The organism is Streptomyces sp. SID13726, assembly GCF_010548375.1.
GTDB lineage: Bacteria > Actinomycetota > Actinomycetes > Streptomycetales > Streptomycetaceae > Streptomyces.
This window is the reverse complement of the sequence record NZ_JAAGLY010000013.1, coordinates 118,096-133,225: the sequence shown is the minus strand read 5'-3', so window position 1 is coordinate 133,225 and position 15,130 is coordinate 118,096. Positions and strand designations below refer to the sequence as shown.

13 protein-coding genes and 1 riboswitch are annotated in these 15,130 nt (G+C 71.2%); all 13 genes read right to left on the bottom strand.

Annotated elements, in window-relative coordinates:
• Nucleotides 1–328: 328 nt before the first annotated feature.
• Nucleotides 329–1,270 (bottom strand): Ppx/GppA phosphatase family protein, encoded by a 942-nt coding sequence (locus G3I78_RS29920; RefSeq protein WP_164430155.1) that lies wholly within the window; start codon nucleotides 1,268–1,270, stop codon nucleotides 329–331.
• Nucleotides 1,267–1,803, bottom strand: coding sequence for a DUF501 domain-containing protein (locus G3I78_RS29915; RefSeq protein ID WP_164430153.1), 537 nt, complete (start codon nucleotides 1,801–1,803; stop codon nucleotides 1,267–1,269). The genes G3I78_RS29920 and G3I78_RS29915 overlap by 4 nt, the downstream gene beginning before the upstream one ends.
• Nucleotides 1,804–1,831: 28 nt before the next feature.
• Complete coding sequence (locus tag G3I78_RS29910) at nucleotides 1,832–2,308, bottom strand: septum formation initiator family protein (protein ID WP_164430151.1); 477 nt, start codon at nucleotides 2,306–2,308, stop codon at nucleotides 1,832–1,834.
• Between the two features lie 119 nt (nucleotides 2,309–2,427).
• Complete coding sequence (gene eno, locus G3I78_RS29905; protein WP_164430149.1) at nucleotides 2,428–3,714, bottom strand: phosphopyruvate hydratase; 1,287 nt, start codon at nucleotides 3,712–3,714, stop codon at nucleotides 2,428–2,430.
• Nucleotides 3,715–3,980: 266 nt separating this feature from the next.
• Complete coding sequence (locus G3I78_RS29900) at nucleotides 3,981–4,673, bottom strand: transglycosylase family protein (RefSeq protein ID WP_164430147.1); 693 nt, start codon at nucleotides 4,671–4,673, stop codon at nucleotides 3,981–3,983.
• 3 nt (nucleotides 4,674–4,676) lie between these two features.
• Nucleotides 4,677–4,854, bottom strand: a riboswitch (cyclic di-AMP (ydaO/yuaA leader).
• Nucleotides 4,855–5,059: 205 nt separating this feature from the next.
• The gene (locus G3I78_RS29895) at nucleotides 5,060–6,058 is read right to left on the bottom strand and encodes a transglycosylase family protein (RefSeq protein WP_164430145.1); all 999 of its coding nucleotides are present in this window, start codon (nucleotides 6,056–6,058) and stop codon (nucleotides 5,060–5,062) included.
• A 191-nt stretch (nucleotides 6,059–6,249) separates the two neighbouring features.
• Nucleotides 6,250–7,554 carry a cytochrome P450 gene (locus tag G3I78_RS29890; RefSeq protein ID WP_164430143.1) on the bottom strand — a complete coding sequence of 435 codons (1,305 nt, stop codon included), beginning with the start codon at nucleotides 7,552–7,554 and terminating at the stop codon, nucleotides 6,250–6,252.
• Entirely contained in the window at nucleotides 7,551–9,899 is a 2,349-nt protein-coding gene (locus G3I78_RS29885; RefSeq protein ID WP_164430141.1) for a tetratricopeptide repeat protein, read from the bottom strand. The genes G3I78_RS29890 and G3I78_RS29885 overlap by 4 nt, the downstream gene beginning before the upstream one ends.
• Before the next feature lie 71 nt (nucleotides 9,900–9,970).
• Nucleotides 9,971–10,987: a nucleoside triphosphate pyrophosphohydrolase gene (locus G3I78_RS29880; RefSeq protein ID WP_164430139.1), complete on the bottom strand. Its 1,017-nt coding sequence runs from the start codon at nucleotides 10,985–10,987 to the stop codon at nucleotides 9,971–9,973.
• A gap of 143 nt (nucleotides 10,988–11,130) precedes the next feature.
• Nucleotides 11,131–11,778, bottom strand: coding sequence for a SurA N-terminal domain-containing protein (locus G3I78_RS29875; RefSeq protein ID WP_164430137.1), 648 nt, complete (start codon nucleotides 11,776–11,778; stop codon nucleotides 11,131–11,133).
• A 166-nt stretch (nucleotides 11,779–11,944) separates the two neighbouring features.
• Nucleotides 11,945–12,772, bottom strand: a complete 828-nt coding sequence (locus G3I78_RS29870; RefSeq protein ID WP_164430135.1) for a glycoside hydrolase domain-containing protein — start codon at nucleotides 12,770–12,772, stop codon at nucleotides 11,945–11,947.
• A 134-nt stretch (nucleotides 12,773–12,906) separates the two neighbouring features.
• Nucleotides 12,907–14,400 carry a serine/threonine-protein kinase gene (locus G3I78_RS29865; RefSeq protein WP_203615737.1) on the bottom strand — a complete coding sequence of 498 codons (1,494 nt, stop codon included), beginning with the start codon at nucleotides 14,398–14,400 and terminating at the stop codon, nucleotides 12,907–12,909.
• A gap of 38 nt (nucleotides 14,401–14,438) precedes the next feature.
• Nucleotides 14,439–15,053: a hypothetical protein gene (locus tag G3I78_RS29860; protein WP_164430125.1), complete on the bottom strand. Its 615-nt coding sequence runs from the start codon at nucleotides 15,051–15,053 to the stop codon at nucleotides 14,439–14,441.
• Nucleotides 15,054–15,130 lie beyond the last annotated feature (77 nt).

Sequence of the window (15,130 nt, the reverse complement as noted above, 5' to 3'; positions counted from 1 at the left end):
TGCCGAACGGGAACCAGGGTATGCGGCTCACCGTTGTCAATGCCGCGTGAGCTGCCTCTCCGTGCCGGAAGGGCTTCCGTGAGGGGCCCTCGCGAACCCCTCCCGCACCCCTCGCGCGGGGTCCGCATCCCACCGTTTTGAACGTGTTCACACGGGTGTTGGGCCCCCGGAAGGGGCAACCGGGTCACATTCGTCGTCCGACAGGACCCAATTCCTTGTGAAGAACTTCACGAACTTTCCCGGCGGCACGTCGAAGAGGGGCCCCGAAGGGCCCCTCAGGTGCGCTCATACGTTGTTCTGCCTGCTCAGCAGAGGCCCGCGCGGAGCGTCAGGCGACCGACCACGCGATGCCGTCGAGGATGTCGTGCTCGCTCACCACGACCTCCTCCGCGCCGATCCGCTCCATGATCGAGAGCAGGACGAGGGCGCCCGCGGCGATGACGTCCACGCGGCCCGGGTGCATGGAGGGGACGGCCGCGCGTTCGGCGTGGGTGGAGTTCAGGAGCCAGTCGGTGATCTCGCGGACCCGGGTGAGGGGGACGCGCGAGTGGTGGATGGCCTCCGAGTCGTACTCGGGCAGCTCCTGGGCGATGGCCGAGACGGTGGTGACCGACCCGGCGAGGCCGACCAGCGTGCGCGCCTCGCGCAGCGGGACGGTCCGTTCGGCGAGGTCGAGGGCGGCCTCGATGTCGGCCTTCATGGCGGAGATCTGCGCGGCGGTGGGCGGGTCGCTCACGGCCCCGTCCGTCACCAGATGGCGCTCGGTCATCCGCACGCAGCCCACGTCCACGGAGCGCGCGGCACGCACCCCGTCCTCGCCCACGACGAACTCCGTGGAGCCGCCGCCGATGTCCACGACCAGGTAGGGCTTGGCCAGGTGGTCGCTGCCCGCCAGCTCCCTGGTCGCCCCGGTGAAGGAGAACTCCGCCTCCTGGTCCCCGGAGATCACCTCGGGCTCGACCCCGAGGATGTCGAGGACGCCCCGTACGAAGTCGTCCCGGTTCTCGGCGTCCCGGGAGGCCGAGGTGGCGACGAACCGCAGCCGCTCCGCCCCGTGCTCCTTGACGACCGCCGCGTACTCACGGCACGCGGCGAAGGTCCGCTCCAGCGCCTCGGGGGCGAGCCGTCCGGTCCGGTCGACGCCCTGGCCGAGCCGCACGATGGTCATACGGCGGTCCAGGTCGACCAGTTCGCCGGTCGCCGGGTCGCAGTCCGCGACGAGGAGGCGGATGGAGTTCGTACCGCAGTCGATCGCGGCGACCCGGGTCACTGGGCGTTCTCCTCGGTCTCGGCGAGGGTCACGCAGGCTCCCTTGCGCCACCACTCCGGCAGCATCGCGATGGCCTCGTCGCCCAGCGGGTTGACGCCGGGGCCCGCGGCCAGCGAGTGGCCGACCAGGACGTGCAGGCACTTGACCCGGTCCGGCATGCCGCCCGCGCTCGGGAAGCCCTCCAGGACCTCGATGGCGTCACGGCGGGCGATGTAGTCCTCGTGCGCGGCCCGGTACGCCTTCGCCAGCTCCGGGTCGGTCTGGAGGCGCTCCGTCATCTCCTTCATGACGCCGTTCGCCTCCAGGGTGCCGATCGCCGAGGCGGCGCGCGGGCACGTCAGGTAGTACGTCGTCGGGAAGGGCGTGCCGTCGGGGAGGCGGGGTGCCGTCTCCACCACGTCCGGCTGTCCGCAGGGGCAGCGGTGCGCGATCGCGCGCAGTCCGCGCGGCGGCCGCCCGAGCTGCTGCTTGAAGGCCTCGACGTCCGCGTCGGTCGGCTCGGTGCGCGGGGTGGAGGGCGGGGGCGTATCCATGCTTCGGGAAGTATCTCTCTGCTTCAGGTCACTGGTCGGAGGCGTCGGACTTGTCCACGCCGTCCCAGACGTTCGAGTACCAGGGGCGGTCGGCGGCTCCGAGGTCGGCGCGGGACTGCTTGGCCGCGTCCGGGTCGACGACGACGAAGCCCGTCTCCCCCGGCATCACGTAGTGCAGCCGCTGCCGGATCTGCTGCTCCGCGTACGTGTCGTCCTGCCAGCGCGCCTTGAGGTCGCGCAGCTTCTCGACCCGCTCGGCGGTCCGTGCCTTCTCCCGCTGGAGGTCGGCGACCTCGGCGCGCTGGGAGACGTACTGCCTTATCGGGTACGCCAGCGCCACCACCAGCGTGCACAGCACGAGGGCGAGCAGCGCGGCCCGGCCGGTCAGCCGGGAGCGGCGGGCCTGCCGTTTGGTCTGGGAGCGGTAGACACGCGCCGCGGTCTGCTCGCCGAGCAGCCTGATCCTGGTCGCGGTGGAGAAACGGTCCCGGTCCTTCACGGCCATCGGCTCTTCCGCCTCCCCTTCTACGTGCGTACGTCCCCGCACACGGTACGGGACCGGTGCGGGGACGTACGTACGACTGGCTAAGGCTTGGCCCTGTACGGGTCAGCCCTTGAAGCCGCTCAGCCCTTGAAGCGCGGGAAGGCGCTGCGGCCCGCGTACACCGCCGCGTCGTCGAGGATCTCCTCGATGCGCAGGAGCTGGTTGTACTTGGCGACGCGCTCGGAGCGGGCCGGGGCGCCGGTCTTGATCTGGCCGCAGTTGGTGGCGACGGCGAGGTCGGCGATGGTGACGTCCTCGGTCTCGCCGGAGCGGTGGGACATCATGCACTTGAAGCCGCTGCGCTGGGCCAGCTCGACGGCGTCCAGGGTCTCGGTGAGCGAGCCGATCTGGTTCACCTTGACGAGCAGGGCGTTGGCGGCGCCGTCGTCGATGCCGCGGGCCAGGCGCTCCGGGTTGGTGACGAAGAGGTCGTCGCCGACGATCTGCACCTTGTCGCCGAGGCGGTCGGTGAGGACCTTCCAGCCGGCCCAGTCGTCCTCGAACAGCGGGTCCTCGATGGAGACGAGCGGGTAGGCCGCGACCAGCTCCTCGTAGTACTCCGTCATCTCGGCGGCGGAGCGCTCCTTGCCCTCGAAGAGGTACTTGCCGTCCTTGTAGAACTCGGAGGCGGCGACGTCGAGCGCGAGGGCGACCTGCTCGCCGGGGATGTAACCGGCTTCCTTGATCGCTTCGAGGATGAGGTCCAGGGCGGCGCGGTTGGACTCCAGGTTGGGCGCGAAGCCGCCCTCGTCGCCGAGGCCGGTGGACAGGCCCTTCGACTTCAGGACCTTCTTCAGCGTGTGGTAGACCTCGGTGCCCCAGCGCAGCGCCTCGGAGAAGGACTCCGCGCCGATCGGGGCGATCATGAACTCCTGGATGTCCACGTTGGAGTCGGCGTGCGAGCCGCCGTTAAGGATGTTCATCATCGGAACGGGCAGCAGGTGCGCGTTCGGGCCGCCCAGGTAGCGGAAGAGCGGGAGGTCGCTGGCCTCGGAGGCGGCGTGGGCGACGGCGAGGGAGACGCCGAGGATGGCGTTGGCGCCGAGCGAGCCCTTGTTGTCGGTGGCGTCCAGGTCGAACATCGCCTGGTCGATCAGGCGCTGCTCGGTGGCGTCGTAGCCGACGAGCTCCGGGCCGATCTGCTCGATGACCGCGAGGACGGCCTTCTCGACACCCTTGCCCTGGTAGCGGTTGGGGTCACCGTCACGCAGCTCGATGGCTTCGAAGGCGCCCGTGGAGGCGCCGGACGGGACGGCGGCACGACCCGTGCTGCCGTCGTCGAGGCCGACCTCGACCTCGACGGTGGGGTTGCCTCGCGAGTCGAGGATTTCCCTGGCTACGACGACGTCGATCGACGGCACGAGCATCTCCTTCTTGGATGGTGAGCCTGGCGACTAGAGCCTAACCGGCTCCGGGGTATCGGCCACTGTGCGGACCGACCTGTGGACGAAACCGAGAGTAAATTGTTTCTGAACTGAACAAAGACGGCCCGGCAAGCGCGCACAAAAAGCCCCGCCCCGGTGCGTACGGGGGAACACGCACCGGAGCGGGGAGCCCGTGGGGACGGGGGGACCCTCACGAGGCCTTCAGTATGAGGTCCACGGATGTGAGGGCGCTGTGGTTCAGCTGAGTATCACTTCAGGTGCAGCTGCTGGCCCGGGAAGATGAAGTCGGCATCGTCGATGATGTCCTTGTTCAGCTTGAACAGCTTCTGCCAGCCGCCCTTGACCTTGTGCTTCTCGGCGATCGCGCTGAGGGTGTCACCCTTGACGACCTTGTACTCGCCGTCGCCCTTCTTGACCTTCTTGCCGGTCGGGGTGGTGACGGTCTTCTTGGCGGCCGGGCGCTCGGAGGAGCGGGACGCGCTCTGCTCGTCGGTCGAACGGCTGCTGGTGCCGGAGCTCGTGTTCGAGGAGCCGGAGTTCGAGGAGGACGAGCCGCCACCGCTGTACGAGGCGCCGGACAGACCCACGCCACAGGTCGGCCAGGCACCCTTGCCCTGGGAGGCGAGGACCTTCTCGGCCACGGCGATCTGCTGCGACTTGCTGGCCTGGTCGGCGGTGGAGGCGTAGGCGGTGCCGCCGTACGCGGCCCAGGTGGAGGCCGAGAACTGCAGGCCGCCGTAGTAGCCGTTGCCGGTGTTGATGGACCAGTTGCCGCCGGACTCGCACTGGGCGACGGCGTCCCACTCGGAGGCGGTGGCGGCGGAGGCGCTGCCGGCCGCCATCAGCGGGGCGGCGATGGCGACACCGGTGACGCCGGCGAGCGCGGCGGCGCGGGTGGCCTTGGACGGACGACGGTGCTTGCCCTTGCCGGAAAACAGCATGGTGGATCCCCTCACCGACGCCTGCGAGGTGAGCTGTCGGGTTCGGGCCGGTTGAGTTGCCCGGCCACGCTCGGTGCCTTGCGGCCCGTTGCGCGGCTTCACCCCAAGCCGGTCCAGCATGAACTGCTGGGCCCGGCGCTTACCTTGGGTCCCCCGCTCCTGCCTACGGCGCTTGACGCGACGACTGTTCCCGTACGGCCGCTGGCAGGATTCGGCGTTGCGACAGACGGGGCTCGGGTTGCCGAGCGGTGATGACCGTAGACACGCGCTCGGCGGAATTTCAAAGACGATCAGGGCTTCTGAGACTCATCCCACACTTTCACCAAACCGGACATTCGGCGCGAAGCGTGACGTGAACTACCCCTGTTTTTCTGGGCTTTTCGACCCTATTCAGCGCCGGTGTCCAGGGTCTGACCGGCGACGATGTTGCTCGGGTCGACGCCGATGCGGTCCTTGTTCTCGGCGTAGAGGGCGCGCCATCCGCCGTCGAGGCCAAGGGAGTCGGCGATGGAGGCGAGGGAGTCGCCTTCCTGGACCGTGTACGTGCGGGCCGCGTGACGGCCGGCGGAGGCGTCCGCGCTCTTCGTCACATTCTCCTCGGCGCTGCCGCCGCGGTGCTTGCCGGAGCCGAGGGAGCCGACGTCGACGAGGGCCGAAGAGCCGCCCTCCTGCCACGACTTGTCCGCTTCATCCTCTTCTGGGCTCACTATGGGCGAGCTGTCCGAGGGCTGTGCGTCCGGCTTGGCGGTGTCCTTGGAGTCCGCGGAACCCTCGCCGCTCTTGGAGTCACCGGAGCCCTCGGCATCCTCGGAGTTCGATTTGCCCGACTCGGCCGAGTTGTCGCCTCCGCTGGACGGAGTGGCCGACGGCGACGGCGTCGGGGACGAGCCGTCGAGCGAGTCGAGCAGGCCGGACGAGCCGTCGGAACCCGAGGAGTTGGACGAACCGGACGAACCGGATGCCGAGGGCGTCTCGCTCCCCACGCCGGTGTCGACATCGGCCGAGGAGGAGTCCTTGCTGAGACCGGCGAGCAGACCGCAGGTCGGCCAGGCGGCGATGCCCTGGTCCGCGAGCAGCTTCTCGGCGACGGCTATCTGCTGGTTGCGGCTGGCCTGGTCGGCGGTCTCGGCGTACTCGAGGCCGCCGTAGCGCTCCCAGTTCTCCTGGGACATCTGGAGGCCGCCGTAGAAGCCGTTGGCGCCGTTCTCGCTCCAGGAGCCGCCGGACTCGCATTCCGCGACGCGGTCCCAGGTGGAGCCGGTGGCGGCGCTGGCACCCGTCGCCGCGAGCAGGGGGATCGCGATGGCGGATCCCGTCACACCGGCCGCCACGAGGAGCGCCGGGGCTTGACGGGGGCGACGGTGACGACCGTTCCCGGAGAGCATGGGGGACCTTTCCCGAGACTGCACGGACCCGCGCGGCGGGTGATGCGGGGCACCGCGCTGGTCCGTGAACGTATAGGGATTCGATCACTTGTCACAAGTTAATGCCGCGTAGATCACGTGAAGATCACAGACTTGAGGGCGCGTCATGTTTAAGCGGCTTCGCGCCGGTGCACGCCGGATCTCTCCCCCGATTACCGGACGGGCTCGAACTCCACGGGCAAAGTGCGCAATCCGCGCATGATGAGTCCGCCGCGCCAGCGCAATTCCGTTGAATCCACCGCGAGTCGGAGATCCGGGAGCCGGGTGAGCAGCGTGGCGAGCGCGGTCTGGCCCTCCAGCCGGGCGAGCGGGGCGCCGAGGCAGTAGTGGATGCCGTGGCCGTAACCGAGGTGCTGATTGTCACGGCGGGACAGATCCAGAATGTCCGGATCGGCGAACCGCTCCGGATCCCGGTCCGCCGCGGCGAGTACGACGAGCACGGGGTCGCCGGCCGCGATGTCCTGTCCGCCGATGCGCAGGGGCTCGGTGGCGAACCGCCAGGTGGCCAGCTCCACGGGGCCGTCGTAGCGCAGGAGTTCCTCCACGCCGGTCTCCAGCAGGCCGGTGCGGCCGTCGGCGAGGGACCGCTGGAGCCTCTCACGCTGTTCGGGGTGGGTGAGCAGGGCGTAGACGCCGTTGCCGATGAGGTTGACGGTGGTCTCGAACCCGGCGAACAGCAGGATGAAGGCCATCGCCGCGGCCTCGTTCTCGGTGAGGTGCTCGCCGTGGTCGGAGGCGCGGATGAGCCCGGAGATCAGGTCCTCGCCGGGGGCCGGCTCGGCGGGCAGCGCCGCCCGCTTGCGGTGGATCAGCTCGGCGAGATACCCCCGCATCCTCTTCACCGACCGCGCGACCCCGCCTCTCGGCCCGCCGCCGTGCCGGATCATCATGCCCGCCCAGTCCCGGAAGTCGTCCTGGTCCTCCTCGGGGACGCCGAGCAGGTCGCAGATCGCGTAGATGGGGAGCGGGAAGGCGAAGTCGTGGATGAGGTCGGCGGAGCCGGTCGCCGCGAACCGGTCGATGAGACGGTCCGTCAACTCCTGCACCCGGGGCGCGAACTCGGCGACCCTCCTCGGCGTGAACGCCTTGCTGACGAGCCGTCGCAACCTCGTGTGGTCCGGCGGATCGATGTTCAGCAGATGCGTCATCAACTCCGCCTTGCGCTCCCCCGGGATCCCGGTCTTCCCCTTGGCGTGCGCGGGCTCGTCATGATGCGCCGGGTTCTTGGAGAGCCGGTGGTCGGCGAGCGCCTGCTTGGCATCGGCGTACCGGGTGACCAGCCAGGCCTCCACGCCGCTCGGCAGGGTGGTGCGGTGCACGGGGGCATGGTCGCGGAGCCAGGCGTAGGCGGGGTAGGGGTCGGTGGCGAACTCCCAGGTGAAGAGTTCGGGGGCCGGCGGGGTGGGGGCCGCAGGGGTGGAGGCGGGAGTGGGGGCGGAGGTGGGCTGGTCGGTCACTCCCTGACGGTATCCGGCGGGGCGGCGGGGTGACCGAGGTCGGTGGCCTTCCGCGACCAGGCGGCGGCTTCTTCGGGGGCGCCTTGTCTGTGGAGCAGGACGGCCAGGCGGTAGGCACCGTAGGGGTCGCCCAGGTGGTAGGCCTTCTCGTACTGGGTGCGGGCTTCGTCGAGGAGCCCTTGCTTCTCGAGTACGGCGCCGAGGTGGGCGGAGCTCAGGGGAAGCAGCTCGATCGACTCCTGGAAGCCCGTCCTGGCGCCCTCCAGACTCTGCGACGTCCCCGACATGGAACGAGTGAGCGCCAGCAGGTCGGCGGCCGCGACGTCACCCGCGTCCGCCGCGCGCCGCAGATACACCTCGGCCGTCTCCTCCTCGCACCGCAGAAGCGCGAGAAGTCCCGCGCTCCTCGCGACCGGGGCGTGCCCCCGCTGCTCGGCCTTCAGGTAGTAGTAGGCCGCCCTGTCGATGTCACCGCGCCCGAGATGCACATCGCCCAGCTGGTGCGCCGCGTCCGCGTCACCGCGGTCGGCCGCCTGCCCCAGCCAGCGCTCGGCCAGCATCAGATGGGCCTCGCCGAGCAGCCGGACCTCATGACCGGTCGGATCGTGCTCGGCGGCCGTGCGCAGATAGGGGAGTGCCTGTCCTGTCTCCCCCCGGCGGAACAGCAACTCACCGACCCGTCCCGAAAGCTCCGTCTTCCCCGCGTCAGCGGCTCGGCGGAACCAGTCCAGTGCCGTCGCCTCGTCCTGCGCGTCCTCGCTCAGCAGGCCCATCATGTGCATGGCGTCGAGGTCACCGGTCTCCGCCCTCGGGTCGAACACCGCCCGCAGGACCGTGCGGACCCTGCGGTGCACGTAGGCGTCATCCCCCGTCCCCTCCAACGCACAGCGCCACACCGCGACCGGCACGTCCGGCAGCCGGGAGTCCCGCACAGCGTCCGCGACCAGCGACCCGTACGCCCGCCACGCCCACTTGTCCTCGGCCCCTCCCACAAGCGCCCCGTACCTCCCCCACGGCCCCTGCTCCCCTCCCACCAGCAGCCCCGTCACCCCGTGCCGCCGCTCCGCCGCCCAGGCGAACGCCTCCGCCACCGGCTCCCGCTCGGCCTCCGCCGACGCCTCGGCGCCGTACGCACCGCACACCTTCTCCAGCAACGCCCCCGGAATGTCCCCGCCGACCCCGCACAGCGCCAGGTCGATCGCGGCCCGCACCAGGAGGTGGCCGCGGGGATGCGGGCCGCCGGGTCGGGCCGCCCGACGCCACAGGTCCCGGAGTTCGGGTCCGACGGCGAGGTATTCGGGGAGGCTGTGCTCGCCCCGCCACCTCACGGCGTCGGCCAGGCGGGCGTCGGCCGCCGCGGCCTGCTTCAGGCGTCCGAGTTCCGCCGGGCTCCAGCGGGAGTCCAGTTCGACGGTCGCCGCCCGGCTGAGTACACGGGACGCCGGTCCGCCGCCGAAGCGGTGCTCGTCGTAGAGGTCGTCCCGCATCGTCGCGAGCACCTGGACCCGCAGGGCGGCGAGTTGGGACAGCAGCGCCGCGTCCAGGCCGTGTTCGCCGAGGTGTCCCTCCAGTTCGTCGAGCCAGAGCACGTACGACCCCTCGCGGCCGTGCAGCAGAGCGGGGAGGCTCCGGAGATCGGTGCCGGGTGCCGGGGCATGGACGCGGGTGTCCTCCGGCAGGACCAGGGGGCGGCACAGGTACTCCCACGCGGTCCGCGTCTTCCCCGACAGGCGCCCGCCGGTGATCACGATCAGGGCATCGTCGCCGAGGATTCCGTCCCCGGTGCGGTCGGCGTCACGCCGTACATAAGGAGGAAGCGCGGACTCCCCCTCCGTACCCGTACGCCGGCCCGCCCGCACCCCCAGCGTGACCGGGTCGGCGTCCCGGACATGCGGCCAGCTGTCGGGGTCGGACAGCGCGCCGCCGGGTCGCTGGTGGACGTAGTTGTGCTGCACCCCGATCACCGGCCCGTGGAAGGTGCCCTGCCGGAAGTCGATGTGGTCCTCGGCCGGTGCGGGCCGTCGCCGTGGGGCAGGGAGGGTGAACTGTCCGACCAGGGCACGGAGTTCCGCCTCGACCGCGGAGCCGGCCGGTGCCTCCACCAGCGCCTCGGCGAGCCGGCGCCGCCATCGCCGCTCGACCAGGCCCCGCCGCCGGGCGGGTTCAGTCTGACGCTCCTCGATGTCGGCGAGGTCACTCGCGTAGAAGGGCTGCCCCGATACCGCCAACCACGCCGCGAAGGCGTCCCGGACCTGTTTCCAGTTCTCCGACCCCAACCCGGCCAGAAGCACCGCGCTGCCCTCGGCCGCCAGCTCCTCCCACTCCGGTTGCACGTACTCCCCCATGCCGCTCGACCGTCAGTGAATCAACGCTAACCGCCCCGCCTCACGCTGTCGGAGCATCGGGAAACCGGACCTCAACTCCCGCTCTCCACCCGCCGGATCGCGTCCCGGTACGTCCGAGCCGCCGCTCGCAGTGCCGCCTCCGGGTCCACTCCCTCCGTCTCCGCGCGCGCGGCCAGTGCCAGCAACTCGTAGCCGATGCCGTCCCCTTGGGGCAGCGGCACCTCCAGACCGGCGGTCCGCGCGCGGGAGGAGAGCTTGGCGGCGAGGGCCAGGCCCGGCTGACCGAGGGGGACGCCCTCGGTCACCGAGTCGCGCTGCTTCTCCATGGCCTTGGTGCGCAGCCAGTGCGCCTTGACCTCCTCCGGGGTCGTCGCCGTCTCGTCACCGAAGACGTGCGGGTGACGGTGGATGAGCTTGCTGACGATGCCGCCGGCGACGTCGTCGATGGAGAACGGGGTCTCCGGGTCGTCCTGCGCGATACGGGCGTGGAAGACGACCTGGAGCAGGACGTCGCCGAGTTCCTCGCGGAGTTCGTCGCGGTCGCCCTCCTCGATGGCCTCGACGAGTTCGTACGCCTCCTCGATGCCGTACTTCGCCAAGCCCTTGTGGGTCTGCTGGGAGGACCAGGGGCACTCGGCGCGGATGCGGTCCATGACCTGGACGAGGTCGAGGAGCCGGGCGCCCGGCAGGTCGTAAGAGGCGGGGAGCAGTTCCAGCTCGGGCATCTGCACGCGCCCGGATCCGGCGAGGCGGGCCAGACCGTCCGTGAGGGCCGGCTCGCCCTCGCCCGTCGCCACCACGACCACGGTGCGCCCGCCCGCACACGCGCCGAGCAGTTCCTCGGCGGTCGGGGCGTCCTCGTCCACCTGTATCCCGGCCTCGCGCAGATACGGCAGCTGCGGGTGGGCGCCGTCCGCGCACAGGACATGGTCGGCCGCGTGCAGCGCCTGCCAGGCGGGCCAGGACAGCAGGCCCGGGGCGACCCGGTGGCTGGTGGTGAGCAGGACGATGCGGCCGGGGGCGGCGGCCGTGTCGGACGCCTCGTCGGACGCCTGGTCGGGGGCGGGCTCGAAGCCGGTTGCGTTCACAGTTCGAAGCTAACGCACGGCGTCGACGGGGAGATCGGGTTGTCCACAGGGCAGGGGTTGCGGTGCGATCGTATGATCTTCTGCCTTCGGTGGTGCTGTGCCGTTACGCCATCCCGAACGAGGGCCCCGCAAACCCGGCCGGTCTAGGCCGGCTGCCCGCCACCCGCCGCCGTGACCTCGCGCACCCACGGCGTCTTGGCGTCGACGCGGGTGCTCTTCTGGACGTCCCAGGTGCCGTAGCGCGGGTTGAGGTCGACGTCGAGTTCCTTGGACGCCTTGCTGAGGGCGCTCCAGAACGCGGGGTCGCTGGTGTCGGTGCCGAGCTTCGCGGCGAGCTTCTGGGCCTCCAGCTGGAGGCGGAGGTTGTCGTCGAGGCGCTCGGGTGCGATGCCGTACTGCTGGAGCCAGGCCGTCTCCAGGCCCTTGGCCCCGCCGGCCTGCTCCTCCAGGCCGGAGCGCAGCTCCTGGACCTGCTTGCGGGTCACGGACACGCCCGCGTCCTCGGCCGCCCGGTGCAGCACCTGGTCGAGGACCATGCCGTGCAGGACGTCCCGGGTGAGGGTGCCGGTCTTGGCGATGGTCTGCGCGTACTGCGCCTCGTCGGTGACGGCCGCCCGCTGCGCGTCCCGCACCTCGGTCACCCGGTTCTCCAGCTGGGCGACGGTGATCCGCTGGCCGCCGACGACGGCCGCCGCGCCGGGATGCGCGTCGCTGCCGCAGGCGGAGAGGAGGGGAACCGCGGCGGCGAGTGCGGCGGAGAGGACTAGCGCGGTGCGACGACGGCGGTGCAAGGAAGCCTCCCGAGGAGATTGTGCGGCGGTGCACAAAGTCTTGCGGTGATCGATGGTAGGCAGGGGACCGGCTCTGGCCAACCCATTCGACCAACGATTCACCGGGACTTCGGGCACCGCCGCGCCGCCCGCACCGCGCGACGGCGGCCACGCACGTGTGTGCGCGTCAGCCGGTGATCGCCACCGGCCCGTCCCACGCGTCCCGGTCCACGGTGATCGTGTAGCCGCCGCGCGACTCCTTGCTGTTCACCAGGTACTGGTGGCCGCGGCTGTGGTCGGTGTACTGCTTGGCGCCGAACGGCCAGTCCGCGGTGGTGGTGTTCTGCTTGTCCCACAGGGCGTACCAGAGGTTGCCCGGCAGATCGGTCTTGTCGGTCGCGTTGGCGATCGCCTTGGCGCTGGAGCTGGTGAAGCCGTAGAAGCCCGCGCGGTACGTCTTGGCGCGCAGGGTCTTGCCGAAGGCGCGCACATAGGTGAGCACGGCGTCGTTGCACGCCTTGTTCGTGATGTCGTACGACTCCATGTCCAGGTAGATCGGGCTGCCGGCCTTCATGCCGAGCGCGGCTGCCTTGGCGACCGCGTCCGCGCCGTCCTTCGCGCCCAGGGAGGCGGCGGTGGAGGCGGTGAGCTTCTCCGGGCTGGAGCCGGTCTGGCAGGACGGCTGGGCGCCTACGTAGAGCGGGATGAGCTTCCAGCCGACCGTGCCGACCGACTTGACCCAGGAGGCGGTGAGGTTGGGCTGGGCGCAGCCCCGGTTCCTGCCGCCGATGTAGACGGCGGCGGCGCCGTAGAGGCCGCCGTGCCAGGCCTTCATCGCGGACAGGGAGGGCGCGGCGCAGGTGTCGAAGGCGCGTCCCGTGTACGTCTTCTGCGCGGGCCAGGCGGTCGCGGCCATCGAGGACTGCGCGGCGAGGCCCGCGCCGGCGACCACGGCGGCACCGGCGACGCCCCAGGTGACGTATCTGCGCTTCTTCGACTGACGATGGCTGGACATGCCGACCCCACCCCTGGTTGTGCTGTGCTTGGCTGAAACGAATCGCAAAGCTATCCGGCCCCGATCAGCCTTTCGGAAACGCGACCCCCCAAAGGTCACAAGATTCCCTCTGGGCCCGGCAAAGTCCGGGCTCGTCAGCCGCGCACCTGCCCCAGCCACTGGAGCGTCCGGCGGATGTCCGCGGCGAGCGGGTGGGCGGGGCCCTGGAGCCGCTCCACGTCGTGCAGCAGCCGCGCGAGCGTGTCGTGGGCGGCCGGGCGGTCGCCGAGGGCGAGCAGGAGGTGGCCGATCCGGCGGCGGACGTCGTGGGCGAGTTCGGGGCCGCCGGCCACGTACTGGTTCTCGTAGTACGGCAGCAGGGCGCGGTATTCGGCCAGCGCCGCCGCCGGTTCGCCGAGCTGTTCCAGACACTGGGCGGCGTCGTAGCGGAAGCGCAGGGACTGCGGGTCGGCCTGGCCGGCCTCGGCGGCGCGTTCGTCGGCGAGGCGGCGCAGCTCGGGCAGCGCGCGCCGGTACTGGCCGTCGTCCATGAGGGTGGCGGCGTACTGCTTGCGCAGGGTGCGGACGACCGGGGAGTGCACGCCGTGCTGTTCGGCCGCCGCGGGCAGGATCGCGCCGAGGATGTCGACGGCCTGGGTGATACGGCCCTCCCCCAGCAGCCGCTTGACCTCGTCCACCGCGCGCGCGACGTCCGGTTTCTCGGCCTTCTCGGGGACGGGCGAGACCGGGGCGGGCTGCGGTGCGGGCGTCCGCGCACGGTCCGGCCAGGGGGCGTGCGGGCGCAGGAAGGGGCGCGTCGGGTTGAGGGGCGCCCCGGTGGGCGTCCCGCGCGCGGGCAGGAGCAGCGCCAGCTCCTCGTACACGTCCTGCGCGGAGGCCGGGCGGTGCTGCGGGTCCTTCGCGAGCAGCCGCAGGACCAGCGCCTCCAGCGCCTCGGGGACCTCGGGGCGGGTGCGGCGCACCGGCAGCGGGGGCTCGTACAGATGGCGGTGCAGCACGCCGAGCGCCGTGGAGCCCGCGAACGGGACGTCCCCGCTGAGGAGTTCGTGCAGCAGCACACCGAGCGCGTACAGGTCGGTGTACGGGCCGACCGCGCCGCCCATCGCCTGCTCGGGCGCCATGTAGGCGGGCGAGCCGATGGGGGTGCCGGTGTGGGTGAGGCGGGTGGTGTCGGCATCCATGACGGAGGCGACGCCCAGGTCGAGGACGGTGACCGTGCCGTCCTGCTTCACCATCACGTTGCGCGGCTTGAGGTCGCGGTGGACGATCGGCACGGCGTGCACGGCGCTCAGGACGGCGCACAGTTGCGCGGCGACCGCCACGGCCCACTGCCAGGGGTACGGGTCGTGCTCGGCGAGATGGTCGGAGAGGTCCGCGCCGTCGACGTACTGCATGACGAGGAACAGCTCCTCGCCCTCGCTGCCCGCGTCGTGCACGGTGACGAGCCCCGGGTGGTCGACCTGCGCGGTCACCCGGCACTCGCGCACGAACCGGCGGCGCAGCTCGTCCGCCTCCTGTCCGGCCACCTTGTCGGGCCGCAGCAGCTTCACCGCCACCCGTCGGTCCAGGCGCTGGTCGTACGCCGTCCACACCTGTCCCATGCCGCCCTGTCCGATGAGCGTGGACAGCTCGTAGCGGCCGGAGACGACCCGTCCTGTCGCCACGGTCACCTGCCGCCTTCGGTGTTGCCGTCGTGCTTGCGCAGATAGTCGCTGAGCTCGTCGAGTTCGGCGCGCACCTGGTCGATACGGGCCGGGGCGGGGCGCTGGGGCGGCGGGGGCGGCACGACACCGGCGCCGGGGCCCTGCTGGACGGGCGGCTGGGGCTGCGGTTGAGGCTGGGGCTGGGGCTGGGGCTGGGGCACGAGTGTCGTGTACGGCGGCGGCGCGGGCTGCTGCGGATAGCCGTACCCGGTGTGGACGGTCGGGCCCTGGGGCGGCGGGAAGCCGGCGAACCGCATCCGCTGGTGCACCCGGATGTCCATCACCAGGAAGTACACGCTGCTGAACAGCCCGAGGAGCAGCACGATCCCCATGGCGACGTCGGTCCTCGGGTCCTCCTCCGGCAGCCCGCCGACCACCGCGAAGCACGCGATGGACAACGGAAGACTCGCCCAGGCCAGCACCCAGTCGACCGAGCGGCCGCGCAGGAAGGCGACCCGGAACAGCGGGACGCCCGCCAGCAGGCCGCACGAGAGGAAACCGGCAGCGGCGATCAGCACGCGCAGGGTGATGACGGTGCCTGCGCTGCGGGCGGGCGGCACCGCGCCGTGGCCGTACATGACTGCTCCTGGACCGGGTGAAGCCGATGGGGACGGAGTTCGAGCGTATAGGCCGACACGGACATGCGTTCCCGGGT